Source organism: Shewanella atlantica, assembly GCF_003966265.1.
GTDB lineage: Bacteria > Pseudomonadota > Gammaproteobacteria > Enterobacterales > Shewanellaceae > Shewanella > Shewanella atlantica.
Map to the genome: position 1 here is coordinate 124,745 of NZ_RXNV01000004.1, position 17,192 is coordinate 141,936.

At 45.9% G+C, this 17,192-nt stretch carries 9 protein-coding genes; 6 read left to right on the forward strand and 3 right to left on the reverse strand.

All coding sequences use genetic code 11. The annotated features are described in order from the left end of the window. Positions 1–18: 18 nt before the first annotated feature. Positions 19–1,533, reverse strand: a complete 1,515-nt coding sequence (locus EKG39_RS11820) for a dipeptidase (protein WP_126505954.1) — start codon at positions 1,531–1,533, stop codon at positions 19–21. Between the two features lie 278 nt (positions 1,534–1,811). Here EKG39_RS11820 and EKG39_RS11825 point away from each other — a divergent pair, with 278 nt between their 5' ends. Next, positions 1,812–3,992, forward strand: a complete 2,181-nt coding sequence (locus tag EKG39_RS11825) for a M3 family metallopeptidase (protein WP_126505955.1) — start codon at positions 1,812–1,814, stop codon at positions 3,990–3,992. Between the two features lie 109 nt (positions 3,993–4,101). Here EKG39_RS11825 and EKG39_RS11830 read toward each other — a convergent pair whose 3' ends face one another. Beyond that, positions 4,102–5,196, reverse strand: a complete 1,095-nt coding sequence (locus EKG39_RS11830; RefSeq protein WP_126505956.1) for a DUF3592 domain-containing protein — start codon at positions 5,194–5,196, stop codon at positions 4,102–4,104. Between the two features lie 295 nt (positions 5,197–5,491). Here EKG39_RS11830 and EKG39_RS11835 point away from each other — a divergent pair, with 295 nt between their 5' ends. The 3 genes from EKG39_RS11835 to EKG39_RS11845 all read left to right on the forward strand — a co-directional run bounded on the left by EKG39_RS11835 (position 5,492) and on the right by EKG39_RS11845 (position 10,164). After that, positions 5,492–6,094, forward strand: a complete 603-nt coding sequence (locus tag EKG39_RS11835; RefSeq protein WP_126505957.1) for a DUF938 domain-containing protein — start codon at positions 5,492–5,494, stop codon at positions 6,092–6,094. 588 nt (positions 6,095–6,682) lie between these two features. Next, the gene (locus EKG39_RS11840; protein WP_126505958.1) at positions 6,683–8,818 is read left to right on the forward strand and encodes a bifunctional metallophosphatase/5'-nucleotidase; all 2,136 of its coding nucleotides are present in this window, start codon (positions 6,683–6,685) and stop codon (positions 8,816–8,818) included. A 128-nt stretch (positions 8,819–8,946) separates the two neighbouring features. Next, positions 8,947–10,164, forward strand: coding sequence for a YibE/F family protein (locus EKG39_RS11845; protein WP_126505959.1), 1,218 nt, complete (start codon positions 8,947–8,949; stop codon positions 10,162–10,164). Between the two features lie 216 nt (positions 10,165–10,380). Here EKG39_RS11845 and EKG39_RS11850 read toward each other — a convergent pair whose 3' ends face one another. Beyond that, positions 10,381–12,171, reverse strand: coding sequence for an acyl-CoA dehydrogenase C-terminal domain-containing protein (locus EKG39_RS11850; protein ID WP_126505960.1), 1,791 nt, complete (start codon positions 12,169–12,171; stop codon positions 10,381–10,383). A gap of 255 nt (positions 12,172–12,426) precedes the next feature. On the opposite strand from EKG39_RS11850, the gene EKG39_RS11855 reads away from it, so the two are divergent. Together EKG39_RS11855 and EKG39_RS11860 are read left to right on the forward strand one after the other, a co-directional pair. Beyond that, positions 12,427–13,275: a D-hexose-6-phosphate mutarotase gene (locus EKG39_RS11855; protein ID WP_126505961.1), complete on the forward strand. Its 849-nt coding sequence runs from the start codon at positions 12,427–12,429 to the stop codon at positions 13,273–13,275. Between the two features lie 260 nt (positions 13,276–13,535). After that, the gene (locus EKG39_RS11860; protein WP_185817585.1) at positions 13,536–17,072 is read left to right on the forward strand and encodes an intermembrane phospholipid transport YdbH family protein; all 3,537 of its coding nucleotides are present in this window, start codon (positions 13,536–13,538) and stop codon (positions 17,070–17,072) included. Positions 17,073–17,192: the final 120 nt, after the last annotated feature.

Consider the following 17,192-nt stretch of genomic DNA (forward strand, 5'->3'; position numbering starts at 1 on the left):
GGTCAGAAACAAAAGCGGTTACTGCTCGACCGCTAACTCAATAAATGCAGCCGTATACATCTTTAAATTCAACATAAATTGTTTATGGGTCATAAATTCATTTTCTGTATGCCCCGTATATTCGACACCTGGCATAGCAGGGCCAAAACTCAACGCATTAGGAAAAAGCTTGCTGTTGGTAGAGCCGCCGATGGCGACAGGTTTAGGATCTATGACACCGGTAAAGTGTGAGAACACGTTAAGTAAGGTATCCAGATGAGGCGCATCATCCATCACCATAGGTGTTCCCCAATAAGTATCGATACCTTTGAGCTCTGTTTCATGTTTTCCCTGCCAGTCGTTGAGCGCTTTGAGTGTTTGCTTATCGAGCAATTCAGGACTCTTCCCTATAGGTCTACGCAGGTTCATCACAACTTCAGTGCCATCTTTTGTATGCTTGATCACTGTGGGCGCCAACGTCATCGCCCCCATAAAGTTATCTTTATAAGCTATCTCACCAAACTGCTCGGCATAAACTCCCAGCCCGACCATCTCGTGTATAAAACTCATGGTAAGAGCCGCCTGAGATCTCGGCCAGTCATGAATAGAGAGTAACTCGGCAAGGTGAGTCACGGCATTTATACCATCTTCTGGCGCCGATGAATGTGCCGCCTTTCCGTCGGCAAATATAACAAGCGTGTCCCCCTTAGTATCGAACCTATACCGCATGCCTGGTTGTAACTCTCCCTGCGCCTCGAGTGCTGTTTGTAATTCATCACTCACTCCCGAAAGCTCTGCATAGGCTTGTTGTGGAACCTGACTCGAAAAAACGCCACCGGAGAATGACACGAGTCTGGCACGATTATCGGCCGTGGAAGCCATCTCCTGGGGAGGAATAACAAGGTTAATCTTGCTCCATCCCTTTTCGGCCGTGACCACAGGATATTCGGCATCGATGGTGATATTGATATCGGCCGGTGTGAAGTTTTTCAAAAATGCTCTGAGGGGATCCCAATCGGTCTCCTCGGCGAAATACACCATCAACTCTATCCGTCTGTCTAATTTCAGCCCCTTGTCCTGAATCGACTTCATCGCATACATGGCTGTGACTATGGCACCTTTATCATCTTCTGTCCCCCGACCAATTAACTTACCGGGTTTTGATGTCACATCGAGCACAAATGGATTGCTTTGCCAAAGCTGAGGATTGGCAGGTTGCACATCGCCATGGGTGATGACACCTAGCTTCTTTTCACTGTTACCCAGACCAATTAAGATCACATATCCATGATCAGAGTAGTCTAAACCAAGCTTCTGACTCAATTGACTCAGTTCATGCTTAAAACCGATAAATTCAGGGTGAGTATCCGGAGTTAGCCCCTCAGCGCTAACAGTCTTGTAACTGACCAGGCGTGTTAATGAATCTAACATTCCCGCTTCGTAGGTTTTTACGGCATAGTCAGCCGTTGACTCAGCTTCAGAGGTCAAAGCATTTGCATAAAAAGGAAATAGCGAAGTGAGGACGAGAGGCAAGTAGAGAGCTAACTGTTTCATACATTTCCATCTGTTATTGTTTTAAAGTATCTGAGCCAGTTTGCCACAAAAATAGCCATTTGATGTATAAAAACAGCCTTTTCGAAACATTTGTTACAAACAAAACAATAAATTGATAGCCTTAACACCTTCAACCATGATATTTAAAAGACTTTAACGTCAGATTAAGACTTTTCACGTAAAGTAAAAAGTAATCATTATTATTGAACTAATCACCGACGTAGTGATTAAACCTATTAACACAAGCAAAAAATAAACCATCAACCGGGGATATAAATATGAAGGGATTAACCCTCAAACCACTCGTGTCAGCTATCGCACTGACTTTTGCTCTTGGCGCATGTAGCTCATCTACTACTGCAACAAATGAAGCTAACGTGGCGCCGAATGTCGTTGCACAACAGATTATTGAAAATAACGCAACGAATCCTTTCTTTAAGCCATACGATACCTATATGGGTATTCCAGATTTCGATAAGATCAAGACTGAGCATTATCTACCCGCATTTAAAGCCGGTATTGCGCAACATAAAGCTGAAATTCAAGCAATTATTGATAACCCGGATGCACCTACTTTCGCTAACACCATCGAAGCGATGGAGTTTGCCGGAGAGCTGACAACGAAAGTCGCCAGTGTTTTCTATAACCTGACCGGCGCAGATACAAATGATGAGTTGCAGAAGCTCTCTAAAGAGATTTCACCACTACTCTCGGCAGCCGGTGACGACATCCTATTAAACGATCAGTTATTTCAAAAAGTTAAAGCGGTATACGAACAACGTGATGGATTAAATCTCGACGTTGCAGAGTCTAAGCTTTTGGAAGACACCTACAAGTCATTCACTCGTGGTGGAGCCAACCTAAGTAAAGCCGATAAGACCAAGCTTAGAGCATTGAATGAAGAGATTGGCAAGCTCAGTCTTGAATTTGGCGATAACTTGCTTGCAGAAACTAACGCATTTGAATTGGTCATCGACAATAAAGCCGACCTTGCAGGCCTGCCAGACGATGTGATCAGCAATGCCGCGCAAACTGCGACCAAGCGCGGCCATGAAGGGAAGTGGGTGTTCACCACATCACGTCCTTCTATCACACCGTTTTTAACTTATGCCGATAATCGCGACCTACGCGAAAAAATCTATAACGGTTACATCGAGCGCGGTAATAACGACAACGCTAACGACAATAAAAAGCTACTCGCTAAAATGGCTGCACTTCGTGCCGAACGTGCACAATTGATGGGCTACAAAACCCATGCACACTTAGTGCTCGAAGAGCGTACGGCCCAAACACCTGAAAATGTATATGGACTCTTAAACAAGGTTTGGCCTGCAGCTCTGGGACAAGCGAAAGCTGAAGTCGCCGTAATGCAGGAACTTATCGATTCTGAAGGCGGTGACTTCAAGTTGGCAGGTTGGGACTGGGCATACTATTCAGACAAGATCCGAGTAGCTAAGTACAGCTTCAATGAACAGCAGACTCGCCCTTACTTCTCTCTGGAAAATACCCTTAAAGGTGTTTTCTACACGGCTAACCGTCTCTTCGGCATCACAGTTAAAGAGCGTACCGATCTGCCTAAGTACAACGATGAAGTTCGTACATGGGAAGTATTCGACAAAGACGGCTCACTAATGGCCATCTTCATGGGTGACTACTACGTACGTGATTCTAAGCGTGGCGGAGCATGGATGAACTCCTACCGTCAGCAATACAACATGAATGGCGTTGATTCTAAGCCTATCATAGTCAACGTGTTGAACTATCCTCGTCCGGTCGGTGATGAGCCGGCACTATTGACCTTCGATGAAGCCAGCACCCTATTCCATGAATTTGGTCACGCACTTCACGGTATGCTTTCCGATGTTAAGTATCGCTCACAAGCCGGTACCTCTGTACCACGTGACTATGTTGAGTTCCCGTCTCAAGTGATGGAAAACTGGATGACGCAGCCTGAAGTATTGGCACAATTTGCTAAGCACTACAAAACAGGTGAAGTGATCCCACAGGAACTTGTTAAGAAGATCCAGGCAGCCAGCAAGTTCAACCAAGGTTTTGCTACCGTTGAATATATGGCCGCAACAAAACTTGATCTCGATTGGCACACAGTCACAGACTTCACGCCAAAAGATGCTGCGGCATTCGAAGCGGAGTCACTGAACAAGATGGGCTTGATCAGCGAGATTGCGCCGCGTTACCGCAGCACGTATTTTGCACACATCTTCTCTGGCGGATACTCAGCGGGTTACTACAGCTACCTATGGTCTGATATCTTAGGGGCTGATGCTTTCGAAGCGTTCAAAGAGAACGGTATTTTCGATAGAGCCACCGCTGATGCATTTAGAAATAACGTGTTATCACAAGGCGGAAGCGAAGACCCGATGAAGCTTTACAAGCAGTTCCGTGGTAAAGAAGCGGGAATCGATCCTCTGCTTCGTAGCCGTGGCCTACTCGCTAAGTAAGCTTTCTTGTATAGCTATCGATTCAGATATCGATAGAGCAGTTAAAAGCACGGCTATTGCCGTGCTTTTTTATCTCTCAAATTTACTGCAGTGAACCGTTTCCGCCACGTTAAGCCGGCCCCTCTATCTGTGTGAAGGCCTCTTCCCTGCACCACTTCTCGGTGATAGTTGGATTGGTAATTCGGGAAATAACGATAGGCAATACGATAAATATCCCCATAAAACCTACCAGTAACTGAAAACCTACGATATTTATCGTTAGCCCGCCCACCATCAAGAGAGTCAAAAATAACAAGGAGGGTAAGGCTGCTTTTAACCGGGTACGTTCATTTCTGTGATAGCCCAGATCTACGGGGAAAAAAGGTTTTAAATTTTCAAGAGCGTGCGACTTAACCATCTGATTAATGAACCCTAACCTTCCGCATCCACCCTTATGTTCTATCTCTATTACGTCGGAGTTGTGGTCGCTGCACACTAAGGTTATATCATCAAATGCGATACGCTGAAGCCTGCCAGGCTTACTCATGGCAATGAGTTTATCTGGCGGTACCTCATTGCTGTATGCACGCAGGATCTCAGCAGATTGTTTATCATCGAAGCCAAAATATACCAGTTCATCACAGAGCATAAGCACCAGGTACTTATCTTCGATATCCAACCATGAGTTACCGGTGTAAAGCCCTTTTGGCAGGACATTTTTCGATTCCTGGACTAAGAGAAATGACAGTAGAAAATAGAGCATCATAGTGAAAGGGACACTAAAACCTAACGCACTGAGTAATTTCTCGGTTACCGGGTCCTCACCGACTTTAGCAGCCAGATGAATTTTCAAGTCGCTCACTTCCGGGTTATCTATCGAATACCAGACAGAAACATAGCTCCCCTCTTTCAGGGTCAGAAAACGCGAACTGCTGATCGCTTTAGTACTGAGAAACTCCTCTCCCTCAAGCCCGAATTGATAACTCAGATAATAGCCATCCAGTGCACGTTTATCACCGCTGGAATTAATGAACTCCTCCTGCTGGTAAAACAGATCTGTCACACGAGCTTGAACCTCCCTATGTTCATCAACCCATCGAGGAGAGAAAGCGCTGAAATATCCGACCAGGTAAGTCCCGAAGTGGGTCGACACGATAAAAATGAATAAAGAGGCTAAACGGACAAATCCCTTACGTTTAAACCATGGTGAGCTGTACTTTTTCATTTTACTTTCCTTAGTAATGTAAACGAAAACATCTCCTTTCACCGATACAATTTTGTAGTTAATCCCTCCATGGAATTCATAAAGTACAGTTAATATCAACTATAGCATCGGAAAGCAGAAATGCGCCTTGCTGCCAAGGAGAGAATATAAACTCACTGTAAATCGTAGCTAGAACAGCTATGGCGAGTCTCCCGCCAAATTTCCTGGCACCGACTTTCTTCCCCACTCGATTCAAGCTAGAGTATAAAAACAGGCGTGATAAACGCGACCGTTTCCATTAGAACAAGCAGCCAGTATGAGTCAACTCCCCTTCTCTCAATCATGTGAAAACAATAAAGACCCAATATTGAAGGTCATTAAACGTGCTTTTGCACAATCGAGCCACGTATTGGAAATTGGCACCGGCAGCGCACAGCATGCGGCTTATTTTGCCAGATACCTGCCTCATCTTATCTGGCAAACCAGCGATCAGGAGGCCTATCTGGAGGGAATAGAGATGCGTTTAGCCCAATCCAACATTCCTAACTTACGCGACCCCATAGCCCTGGACGTCACAAAGCAGTGGCCATTATCGAAGTCCGAAACTATCGATGCTATCTTTACCGCCAACACCCTGCACATCATGTCAAAAGAGATGGTTGAAGCTTTCTTCTGCGGTATAGGCAAATATTTAGCTCCAAAAGGACAACTGTGTATATACGGTCCATTTAATTATGGAGGCGAGTACAGCAGTGAGAGTAATGCCAGGTTCGATATTTGGTTAAAAGAGCGAGATCACCGCAGTGCAATTCGAAATATCGAATGGATTGATGCACTGGCAAAAAAGCATGAGCTTAAATTCTGTGCAGATCATCCTATGCCGGCAAATAATCGATTATTGCACCTGACAAAAATATAATTATAAATATTTTGAGCGATATTTATGCCGTATAAAATATGTAATAAGTTAAAAACCCATCACCTCACTGTTTACGAATAAGAACAGTGGAAAATTAAAATGCAATTTCTCTCAAATGTTCAGATAATTACAATTAGTATAAAATATTTCTAATATCATCACTTCAACACAAGGCTCACTCCTCCTCGCCCGTTAAAAATGGTTACCGAACACTCAGTTGTGTATTTTTACAACGCAAATGTATCTTTTTGTAGCACATTATGTGTGAAACCGATCACTATCATTAATACTCAAGCCGATATAATCCAGTTCGGTTAATTAAAAGTTATTAAAAAGTAGCTAATTAATCATTTGGTAATTAACCGAAACGCTGAGGCGTATTATTTAACTCTCGGAACAGATGAGTTCAACTCTGATTTAAACTTTTTTTAAATAAGTAAAGTGAGAATAGATTGAATAACTGCATTCTTCCGAGAATTAAAAACATATTGAGATTGTTTTTCAATCGCAATATTTAAACTAGTTACAATTCGCCTTAGTCAATATATGTGCAATTAATGCACAATTAAAAATAATACGGGGTTGATAATGAAAAAAACTAATCGCAGTGTACTGTGCTTAGCCGTACTCGCTGCTTTAGCTGGGTGCTCGGATGATGAAACAATAATTAATACGGACAGTGGTTATGCACCTGTGGTAACACAAGGTAAAACACTGACAAACACGCCAGATATCGTAGTTAAGAGTCAAAACGAAGTCGACGAAGTCACCATTACTATCGGTGCAACATCAGATCTCCACGGCCGCATTTTTGGTTATGATTATGCTCTTGACGCAGTCGACTCTGATGCGGGTCTGACACGCATCTCAACTTTGCTTGAAACTGAAAAAGCAAATAATCCAAATATGATCTTGATCGATATCGGTGATACCGTTCAGGGCAACTCGGCTCAACTCTTCAACGATGATCCAACGCATCCTGTCGTTTCTACCTTAAACTCACTGGACTTTGACCTCTGGGTTCCTGGTAACCACGAATTTAACTTCGAACGCAGCTTTATCGACCGTAACCTGAACCATTTCAACGGTGCCGTTGTATCGAATAACATCAAGTGGGAAGAGAACAGCGCGAACTACATTCGTGCCTTCCAGATCTTTGAAGTCGATGGCGCTAAAGTTGCCATCGTCGGTGTGACACCATCTAACGTACCTAACTGGGAAGCGTCTGCACCCGGACACTTTGCCGGTCTTAAATTTGACGAAGAGCTGGCCTCTACACGTGCGGCGGTTGATGAGTTAATTGAAAAATTCAATCCAGATGTCATCGTCGGTGCCTTCCATATCGGACGTAGCTCTGAAGGTGGTGCAGGTGTTTACAAGATTGCCGCAGAGATGGCCGATAAGTTTGACGTCATTCTAGCCGGTCACGAACACGCAACCTATATCGAAAGCGTACAGAAGGTAGCTGAAGGCGAAGATATCGTTTCGACCGATATCTCTGTCGAAGCGGGTGATACCGCCGAAGATAAGACACTTTCAGGTACCTATGATGAATCTAACCGCGCTCAGAGCGTTAAGATCATCGAACCGGGTAAATGGGGTTGGGCGCTGGCTAAGGCTGATATCAAGCTTAAGAAGAACACCGATGGCAAGTGGGAGATGGTCGATACGACATTAAGCAATGTCACATCTAAAAATATCGAAGAAAGTCAGACTACAAGTTCGCAGTTCCAGTATGTTCATGACATCTCTAAAGCCGATGCTCAACTTGTTCTGGGTCTAGTCGGTGGTGACTTTACTCCGGGTACCGGCGCCGATGAAGCCGTACATGAAGATTACGACCACGAAACCGGTCGTCTATATTCAACGATTCATACCGCTAAAGTCATGGATACCCCGTTGATGGACTTCATCAACCAGATCCAGCTAGAGAAATCTGAAGCCGTAGTCTCTGCTGCGTCACTATTCTCTGATAGCTCTAACCTGATTGATGGCCAAGAGTACGCTAAGAAAGATTCAACGAATCTCTACAAGTATGACAATACCCTTATCGGTATTAACATGACAGGTGCAAACCTGAAGCGTTACATGGAGTGGTCTTACACTTACTTTAATACCTATAAAGACGGTGATATTACCGTATCCTTTAAGAAAGGTGCTAAAGCTTACATGTATGATCAGTTCGACGGTAAGATTGACTTCGTTGTCGACCTGACCGGCGATTCATTTGCCATGGATGAAAACTATACGGTAACAAATGAAGGTAGCCGTATCGAGATCATCGAGATCGATGGTAAGCCATTCGATGCTACAGCAAGCTACAAGGTCGGCTTAAACAGCTATCGTTGGGGATCAAACATCAAGAAGTTTGGCTGGGCAACCGGTGATGATGTTTATTATGATTCAGTCAACGAGCCAGTTTACGCTATCCGTGACATGCTGACAGAATATGTTGCTGCTAACCAAGGCGTTAATGCCAGTGATTTCACTAATCCTAACTGGGAAATTAAACAGTACCAGGATAATGGTGCAATCACCTTACTACGCACAGACAATGGCGCAGGTCAGGCACTGTGGAATAGACTGGTAAGCAAAGAGATCTGTGTCAAGATTGACCCGGATAACCCTAAGTATCCAGGGATTTTGGACGCGGTGAATGTTAATGACGCGACCTCATACTTTGTCAATCCGACTAAAGATTATGCAGGTTGTGTAACTGAGTAAATCGCACCCAATAAAGGCCTGGTAACAGGCCTTTTTTTTGCCTTGGTTAGTCTGGCATTATCGGTGTCTACTGGTGTGTCAGACTGCCTAAATATGATTATTTTTATAACTTTCGTTACAAACTGCCTATGTTAAAAGACTATCGATTTACCTTATTTATCGCATTGATCTCGACGTTGATTTTCTATTTCTCTCCCAGTTTGAGCGATAGTCTGAAACCTAAGACGCCGCTGCAACAAGAGTTTGTAGAGGCGCGTGTCGTCGATGTTATCTCAAATAATCTGGCTCCCGATGCCAGAGTCCCATCCATATTAACCGGTAAGCAGATTTTCACTGCTGAGATCTTAGAGGGAGATGAAGCGGGTAAAATAGTCGAAGTACAAAACCCTTTGAGCCGACAACATAATGTACTGGTCGGTAAAGGGGATATCTTCATCATGATGATCAGAGATACACCCAACGGCACTGTGTATTGGGCCTATAACCACAAACGCTCGACCGCCATCTATTGGATGTGTTTTGCCTTCCTCTTGCTGCTGCTCTCATTCGGTAAGAAGGAGGGGTTGAATTCGGTTATCTCACTCTACTTCACCGCGGCGCTCATCATTGGCGTCTTGATCCCGGCTATCTTTGCCGGCTGGAACCCCGTAATCGTCACCATTTTCCTTATGGGGTTAAAAATTGTCGTCAACTTTATCCTGGTCTCCGGTTATAACCAGAAGAGCTTCTGCGCCATGGGGGGCACTCTGCTCGGCGTCATTGCGGCCGGTATTATGGCGCAGGTATTTGGCGAGTTTGCCAACCTTTCCGGTATCTACTTAGATAAAGGCGAAGACGTTATCTATCTGGCCACACAACCGATTCAGATCCGCTGGCTGATGTTTGTCGCCATCATGGTCTCTGCGCTTGGCGCCGTGATGGATGTCGCCATCTCAATTGCATCGGCCTATAACGAGCTGAAAATTACCGATCCTAAGCTCAGCCCTAAGCAGCTGATGAGGGCGAGTATGAACATAGGTCGAGATATCATGGGCACCATGACCAACACCTTGATACTGGCGTTTGCCGGCAGTTCGTTAACCACGATTATGATGGTGTGGGGGCTGGATATGCCGCTGACTCAGTTTATCAACACCCCCGTCATCGCCTTGAGCATCATCCATGCGTTGGCCGGCAGTGTAGGCATCGTACTCACCATCCCTCTTACGGCCTGGCTGGCAAGATACATGCTCAATGATCCAGAAGGCATTGTCGAAACGGCCCAGTCTGTTACAGAGCAGTCTGCTACGGACCAGCCGGTTATAGCTCCATCAGTGACTGTAAAAGTTCAAGCATTAGAGTCTTAATGGATCACTTAATTGGCAACGATAGCATTTAGCCAAAACAGATAACTCGCACAAAAAAGGCCTGACAGGTATTAAATACTGCAGGCCTTTTCTATGATTTACGGTTAATCGAGGGAGCTCACAATTTAAACCGCTCAATCTGAGCGACAAGCTTTCTCGCATCTTCTGCCAGAATTAATCCAATCTCTGAAGCCCCCTCCGCCAAAGTCTACAAACTTAAAAATCGGCCTCACCGAGTTCGGTCAGCAGTTCACTACTGGACTCAATCTGCTTGCGCAGACTACGAGTCTGTACCGCCCAATAGCCCATATAGAACTGGGCTGTTTTCAGTTTGCCCTCGTAAAATTCTCTATCATTGGTATCTGTTTCAAGCGCCGCCAGTGCTGTCGACGCCGTGCGGGTCCACATCCAGGCTAATGCCGTGATCCCCAAGATTTGCATATATGGCATAGACGCAGCGCCGATAACATCGGGATTCTTCGGAGCATTCATGGCGATATATTGCGTGGCTTTTTCAAGATCCTTTGACACATCCATCAAACCGGCAAGATAGGGCTTCATTGAATCATTGCCCATGTTCTCTTCGATCAACTGCTTCACCAGCGCCGACCAGTTCATCAGGGTTGCCGCCTTGTCAGACAATATCTTTCGACCGACGAGATCCAGCGCCTGCACACCATTGGTGCCTTCATAGAGCATAGAGATACGAATATCACGTACAAATTGCTCCATGCCCCACTCATGAATATACCCATGACCGCCGAATACCTGTTGGGCATCGACACAGGCATTGAAGCCCCTGTCGGTTACAAACCCTTTGACGATCGGGGTGAATAGCGCGGCCAACTTATTTGCCATTTTGGCTTTTTCCGGGTCGCTGTGACGCTCGGCCTCATCGAGCCATAACGCCTGTTGACCTATCATCGCCCTCGCCCCTTCATTGAAGGCTTTCTGCGACATCAACATGCGCCTTACATCACCATGAACTAAGATGGGATCCGCCGCCATATCCGGTGCCTTAACACCGCTGAGTCCACGTCCCTGAATTCTGTCTTTGGCATAGGCGAGTGCGTTTTGGTACGCGATTTCTGACACGCCTAGTCCCTGAACACCGACACCGAGTCTCGCCTGATTCATCATGGTGAACATGGCCCTAAGCCCCTGATGAGGCTCACCCACCAACTCACCGATGGCGCCATCGAAGTTCATCACACAGGTTGAGTTTCCGTGGATCCCCATCTTATGCTCGAGTCCGGTGGCAGACAGAGTATTAGCATCACCAAGTGAGCCATCTTCATTGATTAAATACTTAGGCACGACGAACAGAGAGATCCCCTTCACACCCGCAGGCGCATCGGGTAATCGAGCCAGCACCAGATGGGCAATGTTTTCGGCCAGATCGTGATCGCCGGACGAGATAAATATCTTCTCACCCGAGATAGCATACTGACCCTCTCCCGCCTCGACCGCCTTAGTACGCAACAGGGCAAGATCGGTACCTGCATGAGACTCGGTCAGGTTCATGGTACCCGTCCACTCACCTGTCACCAGCTTCTCTAAGTATTTCTGTTTAAGTGCGTCACTGCCATGTGCATGAATGACCGCATAGGCACCATGGGTGAGTCCGGGATACATGGCAAAGGCCATATTGGTCGCGGTTTTCATCTCGGTCGCAAACACACCTATGGCTTCGGGTAACCCCTGACCACCATATTCAGGATCACAGGTCAAAGTGCCCCAGCCATTATCAACATATTGCTGATACGCTTCTTTAAATCCTTTAGGCGCTATGACATTTCCATCGACCAGTTTACAACCTTCAACATCACCACTGCCGTTAAGCGGTAGCATGATTTCGGTTGAGAAGTCGGCTACACCCTGCAAAATGGCATCGGCGAGTTCGGCATCAATTTCATCGAAACCTTGAAGTTCGCTGCGCTCATAGATATTAAGAAGTTCATTCAATACAAACTGGTAGTCACGAAGTGGGGCTTGATATGTCGGCATTCCCTGTTCCTTTTATTTTTATATTAAGACAAAAATATTCTGACCTTTCATACACTGGTTTCAATCATGCGTTTAAATCCATTTCATTACAAGTGGCGTCTACTTATTAAGCAAACTTATTCGATATTCCACAGTTTGTTTTTGATCTCGAACAGCGTAACCGTGAAATGAAGATAACTTCCCCTTATGAAAGGGTTTAAAAGCCTGTAAGCTAACGCTTAATAAGCTCAATATTAGGGAATGAGGAAGAAATAGATGGGTTCTGTAACAACAAAAAAACACGCCAGCGGATTAGAGTATGTGGACGTTGATACGCCACTGTGCAAGGCGAGAATTTTTATGCAAGGCGCTCAGATAGATCTCTTTCAACCTAAAGGGAAAAAACCACTGCTGTGGGTCTCAAGTGCAGACGATTATCAGCCTGGAAGCGGAATAAGAGGCGGGATCCCTATCTGTTGGCCCTGGTTTGGAATGACTGATAACCCTGATTGGCCGCAACATGGTTTTGCACGTACCAGTTTGTGGACCCTCGAGTCCGTGCAGATGCGCTCTGAAGCGGTAGAGCTTAAGTTCGCTCTACAGATAACCGAAGAAAACAGACAATATTGGCCCCACGACACCCGTGTAGAGGTGATGTTTATCCTGGCCGATACACTGACGGTCTCGTTAACCAACACCAACCTGAGTGACCAGCCAGTCCCCTTAACTCAGGCATTGCATACCTACTTCCCTATTAATGATATTCATCAGTTAAGGGCCAGCGGTTTTGAAGGCTCACAGTACATTGAGTTCGGTGAAGGTCCCTATCAACAGACCACAGATGAAGTCGTTTTCGACAGAGAGACTGACCGGGTTTACACCCAGCTTAGCCAAAATCAACAGCTGCATACGCCGGATGGAATTATCGAGGTCGGCCGTGAAAACAGCCAGTCCGCAGTGCTGTGGAATCCATGGATAGATAAGTCACAGCGCCTGTCGCGCTTCAATAGTGATGACTACCTCAGCATGGTCTGTCTAGAAGCGGCTAATGTATTGGAAGACAAACTGACGCTAGCCCCTAATGAGTCCCACACGCTAACTACAAAAGTTGGCTGGAAAGCGTAAACGGCAGGAAAATAACCTGAAATAGAAGCTGAACTCAAGCAAACACAACTAAAACAAGGCCTACTTCACTAACTGAAAAGGCCTTTTTTAATGCTGGCGATTTTAAATCGCTCTCGCAATACCACCCAAGTTTAGCCCACCGAATAGACCTAAATATCAATTATTTGAATTTATACCGTGCTAAACTCAAACATAATTACAATCAATACCGAAACACGCTATCGATGCTGCGGCAATTATCTCGTGCAAAGCGACTCATATTGGCTTTCACTCTCATACTTCTGACTCTCTTCGTCGTCCTGGCGAGTACCTATGAGCGGCTGACCATCACTCTGGCAAACCGGTATCTCATTGAATATGACACTCAGATAACTGAGCTCAGTATCAGGCCTGATTCACTTAACGTTTGGCATTTTCCACGCTTAACCCTCAAGGTTCATGGCTCTTTGGTTGAAATAGCAGATCTGGTAATTAGCTTAGATAAAGCATTTTCGCCTTTTCAGCTCTTTACAAACCAGCTATCGCTAAACCAGATAGATAAAATATCACTGGCTAAAATTGATGTTGCGCTTAACCCGGCCGTACTCACCGAAGAGGGCAAAAACCTCGATGAACAGGGACCAACACTGGCACTGGATCTCAATCAATTACCTGAGATAGATATCGGCAAAACCTCATTGACACTTGTCGGCATCGACCCGGCCAGGCTGAGCCTTGTGATGGATAAGCTACAACTCGATGAGACTGGCAAGCTCAACACAAGTTTGCGCCATCAAGGGAATAAGCTCTTTGCTTTAACGGCTAATTTAACCGAGCAACGTTGGCAGATATCCACCAGTTTGGTGTTCGATGAGCTAACATCCTTCCTCAGCCGATTATCGACTCAAGAGTTAAATGATAATGCACTGCTCCCCCTGCTCAACCTAAAGCAGCGGATAGAAGATGCAAACATCGAACTCACCGGCAGGTTGAATTCGACTATCGATCTTAACCTCAAAACCGCTCAGCTGAAGTCACATCATGCACTCTCAGGGGCCAAAGTCATCCTTGGCAATCTGGAATCGCTGACACTTGAGCCCCGTTCGATCGATACCTATCAGAATGCGGAGTCAGCACAGGAGATCCAAAATCAGAGCGATAGGGTGAATCTAGAGTTTGACCTTATTGGACACCTTGCCGATCTTTCCTTGAGTCTGCGCCCCTTCACCTTGAGTATTGCCCCCAGTCCGGCGCAACAGAAAGTATTGCTCAATCTTATCCAGGATGACGCTGTAAAGGCTCAGATAGCGAAGGTAATTCAAACGTTAACAGCTGAGTCATCCCCTGAGATACAACTCAGTCTGCAACAGCCTCTCACCTATTCACTGCAAGATAAGCGAGTCAACTGGGGCGAGCTTCAGCTCGGCATCAATCAATCGAAGCTTGATGCCTTCATATCACTAAATGAGGTAACTCTGTCTCTGCCCCATAAAAACAGAGAGGCGAACAGACAGCAGTTGAGCCTTAACGGGAAATGGCAGTTCAGGGCTGAGCATCAACAAGCCCTGTCGCTAAATGATTTATTAGTTGAACCACTCTCTATTGAAGATAAGTCTATTGCAGGCGAGTCCTTTGAAGACAAGCCCATTGCAAATAACTCTATTGCAGATATCACGCTGGGCGCCTCTTCTCTGGCACTGGAAGGACGTATAGCCATAACGGCGAATAATGACCCGCTCAGCAATGAAATAACACCGTCTTTCTCCGTTGAGCTTAATATCAATAAAAATGCGCAGATTAGTTCCAGTCTGTTCACGGTGAAGGAGCGACAGGATTCACCACCTGGCCAAGTCGAGTCCGATTTTTCCTTCAGCAACCAAACGGCGAGGCTTAGTCTTCATAACGATATTGCTGTCAGCTACGACCAAGCGGGACGACTCGATATAGCGCTCCCTAAGCTGACGATGAGTCTGGGCCCGCTCTCTTACCGTCACTTGAACCCCTCGTCTAAATCTAAAACGCTCGAGTTTGATGCAGAAGCGCTGACCTTCAGCTCATCCCAGCCTAGCCGTCTCAGGGTAAGCCTCACTAAAACCAGTAATAGAGACGGTGACAAGCCTGATCTTGGCTTCGAGTTTACCGGCGCGCCTTTCACGCTGAGCTCCTCATCCATACGCTACGCCGATATTAACCAGAGTGGCCAAGGCGATATCAGCAAAGGCAGCAGTAGCGATAGCCTAATCACCACCGAACATATTCAATTTACCAGCCAAGGCAATACCCGATTAACGCTCGGCGACAGTCAACCTGACGAGGCTGCTCAGTATAAAAGCCAAAGATCACTCGACATATCGCTCCCGAGTCTGTCACTGGAGCAAACACAAACCGAGCTAAGCCATAAGCCCTTTCCAACAAGCTCAAAGGATCACTATTTTGTCTCCCTGCCTCGTTTAGTGCTTCAATTGGAAAGCCCAAGCTCGGTCTCGATTCAATTTTCGCCACAATTACAATCTGCCGTATCAGAGGCAAACCATGAGTCAGATTTCCAGCAATGGTTAAAAACTTCAATGCTGGAAAATAGGCTGAGTTATGAAGTCGATGGGCTGGAAATTAATCACACTTATATAAAAAATAAGCGTAAAAGAAAGCAGAAGCTACTGCACCTCTATCAAGCCAGTCTGTCACAGACGCTGAAGTGGAATGACTATCGACTCGACTCGCAAGAGCACTGGTCAATCGATGGTCTGGAGATTGAGAGTGAGCACAGCCTGATCCCCGGCATTGAAAACCAACCACTATTGCAGGGAAAACTGCAGCTGGATACCGAGCTGAGCACCCTACTCTTCCCGGTTAAAAACAGTTACTCACTGCCAGGTGATCTTTATATCGACGGCCAAACTCGCTTGCAGGCAAATTATCAATTTCGTCAGTTCGAGCAAGCCAATCAATTCGACCTCGAATTGTCACCAAAGCTCTCCTCACTTAGCGGCAGCATTAACGACCTTCCCTTCGAAGACGTCGACATATCTGCCCGTTGTCACCTCAAGTTGAAACAAGATAGTAAGCAGTTCAATAGCAGCACCTTCACCTGCCCGGAAATGGATCTCGTCGCAGCCGCATTTAATCCCGGCGTGTTATTAACGAATCTCACCGCCTCAGGCGATATCTCCCTCTCCCACGATGATGCGCGGCTCACCGAGCCATCCAATGAGAATCTAATAGACGGACAAAAGCCCCTGCCTGCCGATAAGATTGCGGCAAACTTAAGTGATGCAGAGATCCACCTTAATGCCGCAGGCGACCTTCTTGGAGGCCAGCTTTTGTTGCCGGAATTTAGCCTGAAATTACATGACAAATCCCACGGTTATCTGGTGTTACAAGGCCTGAGCTTAGAGGAGCTAATCGCCATTCAGCCCCAGGTGGGACTCTATGCCGACGGGACCTTCGATGGCGTATTGCCGGTCGATCTTATAAATGGCAAAGTCTCAGTCACAGGGGGACGCTTAGCGGCGCGAGCACCGGGAGGCTTGATTTCGGTGAGCGGCAATCCGGCCGTCGAGCAGATGCGCCAGTCTCAACCCTATCTCGACTTTGCATTTTCGACCATGGAGCATCTCCAATATACGCAACTGTCGAGCACCTTCGATATGGAGCCCTCAGGCGATGCCGTACTTAAGGTCAAAGTAAAAGGCAGAGGAAAAGGCATTGAACGACCTATACACCTGAACTACTCTCAAGAGGAGAATATGCTCCAACTATTAAAGAGCCTGCAAGTGGGTGATAAACTGCAGACTCAGATTGAGCAATCGATGAACTAGTGCACCAACTTTATTTTTAAATCTATTTATGGCATCAAGCTATTGAATTGATATAGTTAGTGCGACAATAGCGGCCAATATTTAATGCTCAAAATAAACGTTCAGTTTAGTGTCATCTTT